The sequence below is a fragment of the Nocardia sp. NPDC051030 genome (assembly GCF_040683015.1).
Classification (GTDB): domain Bacteria; phylum Actinomycetota; class Actinomycetes; order Mycobacteriales; family Mycobacteriaceae; genus Nocardia.
The window spans coordinates 492,838-508,667 of the sequence record NZ_JBFBCD010000007.1; the positions used below are offsets into that span (position 1 = coordinate 492,838).

1 protein-coding gene is annotated in these 15,830 nt (G+C 71.6%); it reads right to left on the reverse strand.

The features are described from left to right. The gene (locus AB0N05_RS25565) at window positions 1-15,759 is read right to left on the reverse strand and encodes a type I polyketide synthase (RefSeq protein ID WP_364698365.1); all 15,759 of its coding nucleotides are present in this window, start codon (window positions 15,757-15,759) and stop codon (window positions 1-3) included. Window positions 15,760-15,830 lie beyond the last annotated feature (71 nt).

A 15,830-nucleotide genomic window follows, 5' to 3' on the forward strand; every position in this document is an offset into this window, starting at 1 on the left:
TCATTCCAGGTCGACCAGGGCAGCGCGAACCAGGTCGTCGATTGCCATATCGGCGATCGACACCGTGGTGTCCGCGAGGGCCGGGTCCGCCGTCGACTGGGTGATTTCCATTCGTGTGCTTGCCGTTCGGGTGACTACCGTCGGTGTTTCGGGCTCGTCGGTGAGCAGTTCCTCTGCCAGGTATCCGGCCAGTTCGGCGGCATTGGGGTAGTCGAACATCAGGGTCGCGGGCAGGCGCAGCCCCGTTGCCGCGCCGAGCCGGTTGCGGAGTTCGACGGCGGCCAGTGAGTCCAGGCCCAGTTCGGTGAACCCGCGATCGACCTCGATGTCGTCCGGGTCGGCGTGCCGCACGGCGGCCACTTCGGCGCGGACGGCATCGAGCAGCAGCTGTCTCCGCTCGGCGGCCGGTGCCGCGGCCAGTCGTTGTTCCAGCGTCTCGGTCGGCTCTTGCGGCGTGCTGTCGAGTTTCGTTGTGGCGGGCAGGAATCCGGTCAGCAGCGGTGCCACGGACGGGGCGGTGGTCAGTGCGGAGCGGTCGAGCCGCAGCGGAACCAGCATCGGTTCGGGCCGGGCGAGGGCGGCGTCGATGAGCGCGAGGCCGTCCTCGGTGGCCAGCGCGGGCATGCCCAGCGCCGCCATCCGTCGTTCCTCGCCGTCGCCGTCGACCGCGCCGCCGCCCAGGCCGGTTTCGGTGGCCCACAACGGGAATGCCAGCGATTGGGCGGGCAGTCCGGCCGCGGTGCGGTGTTCGGCGAGGGCGTCGAGGAACCGGTTGGCCGCGGCGTAGTTGCCCTGCCCCGCGCCGATCAGCAGACCGGCGAAGGACGAGAACAGCAGGAACACCGTGAGATCGGCGGTGAGTTCGTGCAGGTTCCACGCGCCGTCCACCTTGGGCCGCAGCACGGCCGCGAGCTGTTCCGGGGTCACGGCTTCGATCAGCGCGTTGTCCATGACACCGGCGGCATGCACCACGCCGCGCAGGGGACGGTCGGCGGGTATGTCCGCCAGCAGTCCGGCCAGGGCGGCGCGGTCCGCGACGTCGCAGGCCGCCACGGTCACCGTCGCACCGAGCTCGGTGAGCTCGTGCACCAGTTCCCGGGCCCCCGCGCTGTCGCCGCCGCGTCGGCTGGTCAGCAGCAGATGCCGAATGCCGCGGGCGGTGACCAGATGCCGGGCCAGGTGCGCACCCAATCCGCTGGTGCCACCGGTGATCAGCACCGTGCCGTCCGGATCCCAGGGCTGGTCCCCGGCCGCGGCGGTGGTCGGCGTCAGCCGCGGTATGCGGGCGATGCCGTGGCGCAGCGCCAGTTCCGGTTCACCGGTGCGCAGCGCCGGGGCCAGCGCCGCGGCCGAGGCCGGGGTGCCGTCCGTGGTGACCAGCACGAACCTGCCGGGATGCTCCTGCTGCGCGGCCCGGATCAGGCCCCACACCGGTGCGTGCACCAGCTCGCTCACACCACCCGTACGGGTCAGCAGCACCAATCGCGATGCGGTGCAACGCTCGTCGGCCAGCCACTGCCGTAGCAGGCTCAGCACCTCACCGGTCACCGCATGCACCCGGCCGGGCACATCGGCGTCGGATTCCGGGGCACAGTGGTAGACAACGGTTTCCGGTACGGTGGCCGCGGCGTCGAGCAGCGTCCGCAGACCGGCCGGATCGCTGCCGATCGACACGGGTACGGCACCGAAACCGGTGCCCGCCAGGGGCAGATCCTGCCATTGCACGCGGAACAGCGAATCCCGGTCCGGATCGCCGCCGCCCAGCGTGTCCGCGCTCACCTGGCGCGTCGCGAGTTCGGCGACGGTGGCTACGGGGCGGCCATTGTGGTCGGCGAGCGCCATGGTGGACAGCTCGTCGCCGCGCAATCGCACGATCCGCACTCGCAGTTTCCGCACCGGAGCGTTCCCATTGTGCATAGCGAATCCCTTCCAGGCGAACGGGATAACGGTGACACCACCGCCCGGGTCCGACTCGTCGAGCAGGTCGGCATGCATGGCGGCATCGAAAAGCGCCGGGTGCAGCCCGAATCCGAGCACGGATTCCGATTCGGGCAGCGTTACTTCGGCATAGACCTCGTCGCCGCGCCGCCACGCCTTGCGCAGCCCGCGGAAGGCCGGACCGTAGTGGTAGCCGCGGTCGGCCAGCTGGTCGTAGCCGGTACCGAGCGCGATCTCGACCGCCTCGGCCGGTGGCCACACGGTGGCGTCGAAATCCCATGGCGGGGTGTGGAAATCAGGTTCCATCGCGATGGCCAGGGTGCCCGAGGCGTGCCGGGTCCACTGTGGGACGTCGTCGGCGCGGGTGTGGATCTCGACGGTGCGGTTCCCGGCGGCGTCGGGTGTGCCCACACTCACCTGTAGGGCCAGCCCACCCCGATCCGGCACCAGCAGCGGGGCCTCCAGCACCAGATCGGCCAGGGTGTCGCAGCCGACCGCGCGTCCGGCACGAGTCGCGAGCTCCACGAGGCCGGTGCCGGGCAGCAGGATTCGCCCGTGCACCCGATGATCGGCCAGCCACGGCTGGGTGCGCAGCGACAGCCGTCCGGTCGCCATAACCCGGTCGTCGGGGGTGACGATGCTCGCCGCCAGCAGTGGATGCCCGGTCGCGTCGAGCCCGAAGTCGGTGACGTCGGTGACGGTGGTGGGCGTAACCGGCTCGTCGAGCCAGAAGTGCCGCCCTTCGAAGGCGTAGGTGGGCAGGTCGATCCGGCGCGCGCCACGGCCGCCGTACACACCGGCCCAGTCCACTTCGACGCCGTCGATGTGCAGTGCGCCCAGTGCCGCGAACACGGTCTCGGCCTCGGGCCGGTCCTTGCGTCCGGCCGCCAGGCAGGTCACGCCGCCGATCCGGTCGCTCTGCTGGGCCAGACCGGTCAGTACTCCGTCCGGACCGAGCTCCAGCAGTCGTGAAACATTCTGTTCGACAAGCGTATTCACGGCATCGGCGAAACGCACCGGGCGACGGATCTGGTCGACCCAGTAGTCGGCGGTCGCCAGCTCGGGCCCGGCCACCGCGCCGGTCACGGTCGAGACGATCGGGATCCGCGGTTCGGCGTAGGTGAGCGCTCCCGCCACCGCCCGGAACTGTTCCAGCATCGGCTCCATCAGCGGGGAGTGGAACGCGTGCGACACCCGCAGCCGCCGCACCTTGCGCCCGGCCGCCTCGAAATGCGCCGCGATCGAAGCAGTTTCGTCCTCGTCGCCGGAGATCACCGTGGTGCCGGGGCTGTTCAGGGCGGCGATGCCGACCCGGTCGGTGAGCAGCGGCGTGATCTCCTCCTCGGTGGCGGCGATGGCCAGCATCGCGCCACCGGTGGGCAGGGCCTGCATGAGCGTGGCCCGCGCGGCCACCAGCGCGGCGGCATCGGGGAGGGTGAGCACTCCGGCGACATGCGCGGCGGCCAGCTCGCCGATGGAATGTCCGGCCACGAAATCCGGTCGCATACCCCAGGATTCGAACAATCGGAACAGCGCCACCTCGAAGGCGAACAGCCCGGTCTGCGCGTGCAGGGTCTGGTTCACCGCGTCGGGGTCGGCGCCCCACAGCACCTTGGTCAGCGGTTGCGCCAGATACCGGTTCAGCTCGGTGGTGACGGCGTCGAAAGCGGCTGCGAACACCGGGAATTCGGCGTGCAGCTGGGCGCCCATACCGAGCCGTTGCGCGCCTTGACCGGCGAACAGCACGGCCATCCGGCCGGTGGTCGCCGCGGTCGCGGTGACCAGTTCGGCCGCGCTGGTGCCGTTGGCGAGCGCGGTCAGCCCGCGCACCGCTGCCGCGTGATCGGCCGCCAGCACCACGGCGCGGTGCGGGTGCGCGGTGCGCCCGGTCGCCAGGCTGTAGCCGAGGTCGAGCAGCGATGTGCCGCCCTCGGCCTGTGCCGTAACGCCGTTGCGCGACAAGGTTTCCCCGGCGATCCGGGTCAGCAGGCGGGCAGCCTGCGCCCGCAGTGCCGTGTCCCCGATTCCGGATACCACCAGCGGCACCACCGGCAGCTCGCGCGCCGTAGGCACCGTCGCGGGTGCGGTCAGCGGGGGCTCCTCGATGATCACATGGGCATTGGTGCCGCTGATCCCGAACGAGCTCACCCCGGCGCGGCGCGGCTGTTCGCGGCGTGGCCAGGTCACCGTCTCGGTGACCAGCCGGACGCCACCCTCATCCCACTCCGCCTGCGGTGTGGGCTCATCCACGTGCAGGGTCGGTGGAATCGCTTCGGCGCGCAGCGCCATCACCATCTTGATCACGCCCGCCACACCGGCCGCGGCCTGGGTGTGGCCGATATTCGACTTCAGCGAACCCAGCCACAGTGGCCGATCCGCCGACCGACCCGCACCGTAGGCCGCCTGTAGCGCCTGCACTTCGAGCGGGTCGCCGAGCGTGGTGCCGGTGCCGTGTCCTTCGACGACGTCCACATCGGCGGCCGTCAGTCCGGCCGCGGCCAGCGCCTGCCCGATCACCCGCTGCTGTGCCGGTCCGCTCGGCGCGGTCAGTCCGTTGCTGGCGCCGTCCTGGTTGATGGCCGAGCCGCGGAGCACCGCCAGCACCGGATGTCCGAGCTCCTTGGCTCGTGACAACCGTTCCACCAGCAGCAGTCCCGCGCCCTCGCCCCAGCCGGTGCCGTCGGCGGCGGCCGCGAAGGATTTGATCCGGCCGTCGGGGGCTAGCCCACGCTGGCGGCAGAAGTCGACGAACACCTCCGGTGTCGGCATCACGGTGACACCACCGGCGAGAGCCATCTCGATCTCGCCGCTACGCAGCGCCTGCCCGGCCATATGCAGGGCGACCAGCGAGGACGAGCACGCGGTGTCCACCGTCACCGCCGGGCCTTCCAGCCCGAGGGTGTAGGCGACGCGGCCGGAGACGACGCTGGCGGCGCTGCCATTGCCCAGATATCCGGCCAGTTCCTCGGGCACCGTACGCAATCGGCTGCCGTACTCGTGGTACATGACACCGGCGTAGACGCCGGTTCGGCTGCCGCGCATGGTCTTCGGGTCGATTCCGGCCCGTTCGAACGCCTCCCACGCGGTCTGCAAGAGCAGGCGCTGCTGCGGGTCCATGGCGAACGCTTCGCGGGGCATGATGCCGAAGAATTCGGGATCGAATTCGGCGGCGTCGTAGAGGAATCCGCCGTGCCGGACATAGGTCTTTCCGGGCGTGCCGGGCCGCGGGTCGTAGACCGACTCGGACCAGCCGCGGTCGGTGGGGAATTCACCGACGGTGTCGATGCCGTCGGCGACCAGTTGCCACAGCTGTTCCGGGGTCCGCACGCCGCCGGGGAAGCGGCAGGCCATGGCCACGATCGCAAGGGGTTCGTCGGCGGCGGCGGCGGGCGCGGTCACCGCGGCGGGCGCGGCGGTTCCGGTGAGCCGTTCGGCCAGGTGCGCGGCCACCGCCCGGGCGGTCGGGTGGTCGAAGACCAGGGTGGACGACACCCGCACCCCGCTCGCGGCGGTGATCAGGCCCCGCAGTTCCACCGCGGCCAGCGAATCGAAGCCGAGGTCGGTGAAGGCGCGGTCGGGTTCGATGGAGTCCGGTCCGGTGTGGCCGAGTACCGTGGCCACCTCGCGACGGACCAGCTCGAGCAGGATGCGGTCCCGCTCGGCCGGGGTGCGCCCGGCCAGATCGGCGGCGAGGGTGCCGTCGACGGTGGCCGCCGCGGCGGTGCGCCGACCGGCGTAACCGCGTAGCGGAGCGGGCAGTTCGTCGGTTCTCGCACGTAATGCGTTGCGGTCCAATTCGATCGGCAGTTGTACGGCTTCGGTGCCGCGCAGCGCCGCATCGAACAGTGCCAGCCCGCGCTCAGTGGTCAAGGGCGTGATCCCCTGGCGCACAATACGAGCGATATCGCGCTCGTCCAGCCCCTCGGCCATACCGGCGCCCAGCCACAGATGCCAGGGCAGCGACAGCGCCGGGAGCCCCAGCGAATGCCGGTGCACGGCGAGGCCGTCCAGGAAGGCGTTCGCGGCGGCATAGTTGCCCTGACCGGATGCGGCCAGCACGCCTGCGGTAGAGGAGAACAGCACGAAGGCGGCCAGCTCCCGGTCGCGGGTCAGTTCGTGCAGGTGCCAGGCGGCATCCGCCTTGGCCCGCAATACCGTATCGATCCGCTCGGGCGTCAGTGCCTCGACGAGGCCGTCGTCGAGTACGCCCGCGGCATGCACCACGGCCGAGAGCTCGACCTCGGACAGCAAGGCGGCCAAGGCTTCCCGATCACTCACGTCACAGGCGGCCACCCGCACCACGGCACCGGCCTCGACCAGTTCCCGCTCGAGTTCGGCCGCACCCGGGGCTTCCGGGCCGCGACGTCCGACCAGCAGCAGCGACCGAACCCCGTGCGCGGCAACCAGATGCCGCGCCAGCACCGCGCCGAGGCCGCCGGTACCGCCGGTCACCAGGACGGTGCCGGAACCGAATCCGCTGTCGTGCGCGGCCGGTTCGGTGCGGCCCACGCGGGGCACGTGCACCCGACCGGCGCGGATCGCCAGTTCCGGTTCGCCGAGCGCCATCGCGGCGGTCAGCACCGTCTCGGAGGCGGCCTCGCCGTCGGAGTCCACCAGCACGAACCGGCCCGGCCATTCGGCCGTCGCCGCCCGCACCAGACCCCACACCGCGGCCATCGCCGGGTCGACATCCTCGCCCGCCACCGATACGCCACCGCGGGTCACCACCGCCAGCACACCGGCGTCGGTCCGCGCCCACTGCTGCACCGCGTCGAGCGCCTGTGTGGTCGCGGCCCGGGTCGCGGCCGGTATGTCACCGGCCGGTGGCGTGATCACCACCGTGTCGAATTCCATTGCGGCACCGGTGGTCTCGATGCGGTTCCAGTCGATTCGGTACAGCCGATCCCCGGCGGCCGCGTCGACCGTGCCGGTGCGCCACCGGTAGGCGCCGAGGGTCAGCACCGGCGCACCGGCACCATCGGCGATATCGATCGACACCGATTCCGGTCCGGCCGGTCGCACGTGCACCCGGACCGCGGTGGCCGCGGTGGCGTGCAAGGTCACCGCGCCGAACACGAACGGCAATCGCACCCCGTCCGCGTCGCTCGGCTGGGCCGCACCGGCATCGGTGGACTGCAAGACCGCGTCCAGGAGCGCGGGATGCATGCCGTAGTCGCCCGCGCGCACCGTATCGGGCAGCGCCACTTCGGCGAACACTTCGGCACCGCGCCGCCAGGCGGCCCGCACCCCTTGGAACGAGGGACCGTACTGGTAACCCTGTTGTGCCAGTTCGGCATACAGTCCCGACACATCCACCGGCTGGGCGCCCTGCGGCGGCCACGGGGCCGCCGGTGCCGCCGGTCCGGCTGCCGGGGCCAGCACACCGGAGGCATGCCGGGTCCAGGACAGTTCCGCCGATCCGTCGACGCGCGAATACACCTGCACCGCGCGCATTCCGTCGCTGCCCGGCGCCCCGGCGACCACCCGCAGCACCACCGCCCGGTCGTCGGGCAATGGCAGCGGCGCCTCCAGGGTCAGTTCCTCGACGCGGCGGCAGCCGACCTGATCTCCGGCGTACAGGGCCAGTTCGAGCAGTCCGGTGCCGGGCATCAGGACGGTGCCGGAGATGCGGTGCTCGGCCAGCCACGGGTGGCTCTGCGGGGCAATCCGCCCGCTCAGCACCAGCGCACCCGACTCGGGTGATTCGACGGCCGCCGACAGCAGCGGATGGGTCACTCGATCCAATCCGGCCGCACCGACGTCACCGGCACCGTATTCGCGCCCGTCCAGCCAGAACCGCTGCCGCTGGAAGGCATAGGTGGGCAGGTCCACATGCGGTGCGGCACCGCCGAACCAGGCCCGCCAGTCGATCGTCACACCGCGGGTGTGCAGCCTGCCCAGCGCGGTGACCAGCTCCCGTACCTCGTCGCGATCGCGTCGTGTGGTGGGCAGGAATTCCGCGGTGTCCGAGCCTGCGAGGCATTCGCGGCCCATCGACGCGAGCACGGCGTCGGGCCCGACCTCGAGGAAGGTCGTGACCTGGCGATCGGCGAGCTGCTCGACCGCCGCAGCGAAGCGCACCGCCTCGCGCACATGTCGCACCCAGTACTGCGGCGAGCACAGCTCCGCCGCGCTCACTTCCGCACCCGTGAGGGTGGAGATGATCGGAATCGCCGGTGGGGCGAATGACAGCTGCGCGGCCACGGCTTCGAACTCGGCCAGCATCGGTTCCATCAACGGCGAGTGGAAGGCGTGCGACACCCGCAGACGATTCGTCTTACGACCCTGCGCCGCAAACGATTCCGCGACCGCGAGCACCGCGTCCGCGGCACCGGAGATCACCACCGAACCCGGCGCGTTCACCGCCGCGATCGACACCGATTCGGTGAGCAGCGGCGCGACCTCGTCCTCGGTGGCCGCGATCGCCACCATCGCACCACCGCTCGGCAGTGCGTACATCAAACGTCCACGCGCGGTGACCAATCGGGCCGCGTCCGACAGGGTCAGCACCCCGGCCACATGGGCGGCCGCCAGCTCTCCGATGGAATGTCCCGCCAGGTAATCGGCACGCACACCCCAGGATTCGAGCAACCGGTACAGCGCGACCTCGAAGGCGAACAGCGCGGGCTGGGCGAAGTCCGTCCGGTTCAACAGATCCTGATCGGCACCCCAGATCACCTCGCGCAGCGGCCGTTCCAGATGCGAATCCAGTTCCGCGACAGCCGCGTCGAAGGCGGCGGCGAATGCCGGGAACGCCCGGTGCAGCTGTGCTCCCATGCCGATGCGCTGGCTGCCCTGCCCGGTGAACAACAGGGCGGTCTTGCCGTCGACGATCCCGGCACCGGCACGATCGCTGTCGGCGAGCGCGAGCAATCCCGCGATGAGTTCGGCGTGGTCGGCACCCTGCACCACGGCCCGTTGCTCCAGGGCGGCGCGGGTGGTGGCCAGCGCGTGCCCGACCGCGCCCAGGTCCGGACGGGATTCGAGGTAGCGCATCAGGTTTCGCGCCTGCTCGCGCAGCGCGGGCGCGGTCCGGCCGGACACCACCAGCGGCACGATCGCCGGCGTGGGCGGCGTCGGGATCGGCTGCTGGGCGGGCGCCTGCTCGATGATCACGTGGGCATTGGTGCCGCTGATTCCGAACGAGCTTACCCCGGCCCGGCGCGGCTGTGCTCGATCCGGCCAGTCCTCGGCCGCGGTCAGCAACCGCACCTCGCCGTCCGTCCAATCAACCTGCGGCGAGGGTGTTTCCGCATGCAGCGACCGCGGAATGCGCCCGTTCCGCATGGCCTCGACCATCTTGATCACCCCGGCCACACCGGCCGCGGCCTGGGTATGGCCGATATTCGATTTGATCGAGCCCAGCCGCACCGGCCGGTCGGCGGCGCGGTCGCGGCCGTAGGTGGCCAGGATGGCCTGCGCTTCGATCGGGTCGCCGAGGGTGGTGCCGGTGCCGTGCGCTTCCACCACATCCACTTCCGTGGCGGCCAGCCCGGCCGTGGCCAGCGCCTGCCGGATCACCCGCTGCTGGGCGGGCCCGTTGGGGGCGGTCAGCCCGTTGCTGGCACCGTCCTGGTTGACCGCCGATCCGCGCACCACCGCCAGCACCCGATGCCCGCGGGCCTGTGCCTGCGAGAGTCGCTCGAGCACCAGGATTCCGATGCCTTCACTCCAGCCCACGCCGTCGGCGCCGGCCCCGAACGATTTGCAGCGGCCGTCGGCGGCCAGGCCGCGCTGGCGACTCATATCCACGAAGGTGTCGGGGGTCGACATGACGGTGACGCCACCGGCCAGCGCGAGCTCGCACTCCCCGGTGCGCAGTGCGGCGGCGGCCAGATGGATGGCGACCAGCGACGAGGAACACGCGGTGTCCACCGTCATCGCCGGGCCCTCCAGGCCCAGGGTATAGGCGACGCGGCCGCTGGCCACGCTGGCCAGGCTGCCGTTGCCGTGATAGGCGGCGAGCTCTTCCGGCAGCGGGCCCAGCCGCAGCCCCCAGTCGTGGTACATGACGCCCGCGTACACGCCGGTTCGGCTGCCGCGCACCGATTTCGGGTCGATTCCGGAGCGTTCCAGCGCCTCCCACGACAGTTCGAGCAGCAGCCGCTGCTGTGGATCCATGGCCTGCGCCTCGCGCGGGCTGATGCCGAAGAAGTCGGCGTCGAAATCGGCGGCGTCGTAGAGGAATCCGCCCTCCCGGGTGTAGCTGGTGGCGGGCCGCAGCGAGGCCGGATCGTACAGGTCGGCGGGCCAGCCGCGGTCGGTCGGGAACAGCGACACCGCGTCGCGGCCGGTGTCGACCAGCTCCCACAGTTCCTCCGGGGAGCGCACTCCGCCCGGGTAGCGGCAGGCCATGCCGACGATGGCGATCGGCTCGTCGGCGGCGATCGGCGCGGCCACCGGTTCGGGTGTGGATGCTGTTGTCGCACCGAGTTTTTCGGCGAGGTGCGCGGCCAGCGCGGCCGGAGTCGGATAGTCGAATACGAGGGTGGCGCTCAGTTTCATCCCGGCGGCGGTGCCGAGCCGGTTGCGCAGTTCGATCGCCGCGAGGGAGTCGAAGCCGAGTTCGTCGAAGGCCCGCGCGGGGTTGATGTCGGCGGCCCGCTCATGGCCGAGCACCAGCGCGACCTCGGTGCGCACCAGGTCCAGCAGCACGTCCAGCAGGGCCGTGCCGGACAGTCCGGCCCACCGCCCGGCGGCGGCCGCCGGGCCGGATGTGGCGGCGCGACGGGCGCGCGGGTGCACCAGACCGCGCAGCAGCGGCGGGATGCCGTCCGGGCGGGCCTGCACGGCGGCCCGGTCGATGCGGACCGGGACGGCGGTGGCCGCCGTGGTCCGCACCGCGCTGTCGAGCAGGGCGAGATTGTCGGCGATGGTCAGCGGGGTCAGTCCGGAGCGGGCGATCCGGGCCAGCGCGGCCTCGTCCAGCCCGGCGCCCATGCCCGCGGTCCACAGCCCCCACGCCAGCGAGGTGGCGGGCAGCCCCAGCGAATGCCGGTGCGCCGCGAGGGCATCCAGGAACATATTGGCCGCCGCGTAGTTGCCCTGGCCGGGCGCGTCGAGCAGCGTGGCGGTCGAGGAGAACAGGATGAACGCGGCGAGCTCGCGGTCGCGGGTCAGTTCGTGCAAATGCCAGGCCGCGTCGACCTTGGGTGCGAACACCCGGTCGAACCGTCGCGGCGTCAGCGATTCCACCACGCCGTCGTCGAGAACACCGGCCGCATGCACGATTCCGGAGATATCGACACCGGACACCAGCTGCGCCAGCGCATCCCGATCGGACACATCACAGGCCGCGATGCGCACCCGCGCGCCCGCCGCGGTCAGCTCCCGCCGCAACTCCTCGGCGCCGTCCGCCGACGCGCCACGTCGGCTCACCAGCAGCAGATCCCGAACCCCGTGCGCCGCGATCAGATGCCGGGCCACCACGGCCCCTACGCCGCCGGTGCCGCCGGTCACCAGCACTGTGCCGGAACCGAATCCGCCCTCGCGCTCCTCGGCGTCGAGGCGGGCCAGCCTAGGCAGGAAGATCCGGCCGTCCCGGAGGGCGGCCTCCGGTTCACCCAGTGCCACCGCCGCCGCCAGGGCCTGTTCGGAGGCCGCCGATCCGTCGGTGTCCACCAGCACGAACCGGCCCGGCCATTCGGCGGTCGCGGAGCGCACCAGACCCCAGGTCGGTGCGACGGCCAGGTCGAGGTCCTCCCCCGCGACCGTGACGCCACCCCGGGTCACCACGGCCAGCACACCGTCGGTCCGCTCCCGAACCCACTGCTGTAGCTGCTCCAGCACGCCGCCGGTGACCGTTCGAACAGCCTGCGGGACACCGCCTTCGGCGATCCCGGTGACATCCAGGCGAGTGAATTCGGCGGTGGTGGCACCGGCTTGCACACCGGTCCAGCGCACTTGGTACAGCGGCTTGCGGGCGGCCAGCTCGGAGTCCGCCGACACCGCCCGCCACACGAAGGAACCGATCGACAGCACCGGCGCACCGGTGGTGTCGGCGATATCGACCGCCACCGAGTCCGCGCCGAGGGCACGCACCCGCACCCGCACCGCGCGAGCGTCGACGGCGTGCAGGCTCACGTCGCCGAAGGCGAACGGCAGCCGCACCCCGGTGGTGTCGTCGACGGCGAAGTCACTCACCTGCAGCACGGCATCCAACAGCGCCGGGTGCATACCGTAGTCGTCGGCGCGAATCCCTTCCGGTAGTGCGACTTCCGCGTAGGCCACGCCGTCGCCCCGCCAGACCGCGCGCACGCCTTGGAAGGCGGGCCCGTAGCCGTAGCCTTGCTGCGCGAGCTCACCGTAGAGTCCGGACACATCGATCGGTTCCGCCTCGCGCGGCGGCCATTCGCCCAGGTCGAACGTCGGCGTATCGGTCGACGGCGCGACCGTACCGGACGCGTGATGCACCCAGACACCGTCGAGGTCGCCATCGGCGCGGGAGTAGATGTCCAGGGCCCGACGGCCATTGTCGTCGGGTTCGCCCACGGTGAGCTGCACCGCGACCCCGCCCTGGGCGGCAACCGCCAGCGGCGTGCGCAGCGTCAGCTCCTCCACCTGCGCGCAGTCGACGCGGCGACCGGCCTGCAATGCCAGTTCGACGAAGGCGGTGCCGGGCAGCAGCGCGGTGCCGGAGATGACATGGTCGGCCAGCCACGGCTGGGTGCGACGAGACAGGCGGCCGGTGAGGGTGAGCCGATCCTCGCCCGCGGCGGGCAGCCCGGCGCCGAGCAGCGGATGATCCACCGGTTCCTGGCCCAGCACCGCGGCGTCGACGGCCTCGGGTGCGGACAGCCAGAAGTGACGGCTCTGAAAAGCGTAGGTGGGCAGCTCGATTCGACGCGCACCGCTGCCGGTGAAGTAGTCGTCGATGGACGCGCCCCGGGTGACCGCGGTGGCGACGGCGCCGACCAGCGTGGTCGCCTCGTCCCGATCACCGCGCAGCAGCGGCGCGAATACGGGGTCGTGCGCCGATCCGGCCAGGCAGTCGCGCCCCATGCCGCTCAGCACGCCGTCCGGCCCGAGTTCCAGATAGGTGTCGACACCGCGCTCGTCGAACCGGGCCAGCCCGTCGCCGAACCGCACCGCCTCGCGCACATGCCGCACCCAGTATTCGGCGGTGTACAGCTCGTCGGTGGCCAGCTGGCCGGTCACGTTCGACACGATCGGCAGCGTCGGCGGATGGTAGCTGAGAATGCTTGCCACCCGGCCGAATTCGTCGAGCATGGGCTCCATCAGCGGCGAGTGGAAGGCATGGCTGACCCGCAGCCGCTTGGTGCGCCAGTCGGCGTCGGCACACCGGGCCCGCAGGGCCTCGATCTCGGCCTCGGCGCCGGAGACGACCACCGATTCGGGACCGTTGATCGCGGCGATATCGATTCCGGCGGTGAGCAGCGGCCGCACGGCGTCGGCGGTGGCTCGCACCGCGAGCATGGCTCCGCCGGTGGGCAGCTCCTGCATCAACCGGCCACGCGCGCCGACCAGGGTGGCCGCGTCCTCGAGCGACATCACCCCGGCCACATGCGCGGCGGCCAGTTCACCGATCGAATGCCCGGCCACGAAATCCGGTCGCACACCCCAGGATTCGAGCAGCCGATACTGCGCGACCTGCAGCGCGAACAGCGCGGTCTGGGCATATCCGGTCTGGTGCAGCAGTTCACCGTCGGCGCTGCCCGGCTCGGCGAACAGCACATCCCACAGCGACCGCTCCAGCTGCAGATCCAGGTAGCCGATGGCGTCCTCCAGGGCCGCCGCGAACACCGGGAACGCCCGGTATAGACCGCGTCCCATGCCGGGACGCTGGCTGCCCTGTCCGGTGAACAGCAGCGCCAGCCCGCCCTCGGTGACGTTGCCGCGCACCACCAGTGGGCTGGTCGCACCGTCGGCGAGCGCACGCAGTCCACGAGCGCAGTCGTCGCCGCTCTCGGCGACGACGACCGCTCGCTCGGGAAGTGCGGCACGGGTGGTGAGCAGAGAGTGACCCAGATCCACGGGCGAGACGACGTTGTCCTGCTCGACGCCGTTGTCGAGCAGCCGCAGGATCTGGGACGCTTGGGCCCGCAGCGCGGCATCACCCTTGGCGGACACCAGGATCGGCGTCACCGCGGGGGGCGTGCGGGGGGTATCGGAGGCGATCTCGAGTGGCGCTTCCTCGATGATCACGTGCGCGTTGGTGCCGCTCACGCCGAAGGCGGAGATACCGGCCCGGCGCGGCTGTTCGCCTGCGGGCCAGGCCATATCGTCGGTGAGCAGTTCGACCCGCCCGGCGGTCCAGTCGATCGCCGAGGAGGGCCGGTCCACGTGCAGGGTGCGCGGCAGCACGCCGTGCCGCAGTGCCAGCGCCATCTTGATCAGACCGACCGCGCCGGCCGCGGCCTGGGTGTGGCCGATATTCGATTTCACCGAACCGAGCCGCAGCGGCCGGTCCGCGTCGCGGCCCTGACCGTAGGTGGCCAGGATGGCCTGCGCTTCGATGGGGTCGCCGAGCCGGGTGCCGGTGCCGTGCGCCTCGACCGCGTCCACGTCGGCGGCGCGCAGTCCGGCATCGGCCAGGGCCTGCCGGATGACCGCCTGCTGCGCGCGCCCGCTGGGCGCGGTCAGCCCGTTCGACGCGCCGTCCTGGTTCACCGCCGACCCGCGGATCACCGCCAGCACCTGGCGTCCATTGCGCTGCGCGTCCGAAAGTCGTTCCAGCACAAGCATGGCCGCGCCCTCGGCGAACCCGGTGCCGTCGGCGGCGTCGGCGAAGGCCTTGCACACCCCGTCCGGGGCCAGCCCGCGCTGGCGGCTGAACGCGGTGAAGGTGCCGGGGCTGCTCAGCACCGCGACGCCACCGGCCAGCGCCAGTCCGCATTCGCCGCGCCGCAGCGCCTGGGCCGCCAGGTGGATCGCGACGAGGGATCCCGAGCAGGCGGTGTCGACGGCCAGCGCCGGACCGAGCAGGCCCAGCGTGTAGGCGACGCGCCCGGCGACGACGCTGGTCGCATTGCCGGTCAGCAGGTAGCCGTCCAAGCCGTCGGGCGCTTCGTGCAGTCGCGGGCCGTATTCCTGCGGTTCGACGCCGACGTACACCCCGGCCCGGCTGCCCGCCAGCGCGGTCGGGTCGATGCCGCCGCGTTCGAGTGCCTCCCAGACGGTTTCGAGCACGAGCCGCTGCTGCGGCTCCATCGCGGTCGCCTCACGGGGGCTGATGCCGAAGAAGTCGGCATCGAAAAGGGTTGCGTCGGAGAGGAATCCGCCGTGGCGCAGATAGGTGGTGCCGGGCTGATTCGGATCCGGGTCGAACAGGCGGTCCAGGTCCCAGCCGCGGTCGTCGGGGAAGTCGCCGATCACGTGCGCGCCGTCGGCGAGCAGCTGCCACAGCTGTTGCGGTGACCGCACTCCGCCGGGCAGGCGGCATCCGATGCCGACCACGGCGATCGGTTCGTCGGTGTCGAGGCGGGCCGGGACGTCGTCGTCCTCGGCCGTGCCCCCGCCGATCAGCTCGGTGTGCAAACGCTCGGCCAGCTGGGCCGGGGTGGGGTGATCGAAGGCGACCGTCACCGGCAGGGCGAGACCGGTGACGGCGTTGAGCCGGGTCTGCACCTCGACCAGGCCCAGCGAATCGACTCCGAGTTCCCGGAACGGCAAGCGCGCCCGCACCACGGTCGTATCGTCCGGGCGCGCCGCCCGCAGCACCGCCGTGGTCAGGGCGCACACCAATTCGCTCAGCAGGCGTTGTTGTTCGGGGACCGGTTTGCCCTGCAGCCGTTCCGCGAGGGCGGCGCCTCCGTCCGGCAGTCCGGCCCAGTTCGCTTCGACTATTCCCGACTCGGTCATTCGACACACGCTCCACGTTCGTGATGCGCACCCCGGCACATCATCTGCGATCCCTCACCACGTTGGTAGTC

What these genes read in the sequence shown, in the direction of transcription:
- AB0N05_RS25565 (WP_364698365.1), bottom strand. Translation starts at nt 15,759, where the DNA reads ATGACCGAGTCGGGAATAGTCGAAGCGAACTGGGCCGGACTGCCGGAC.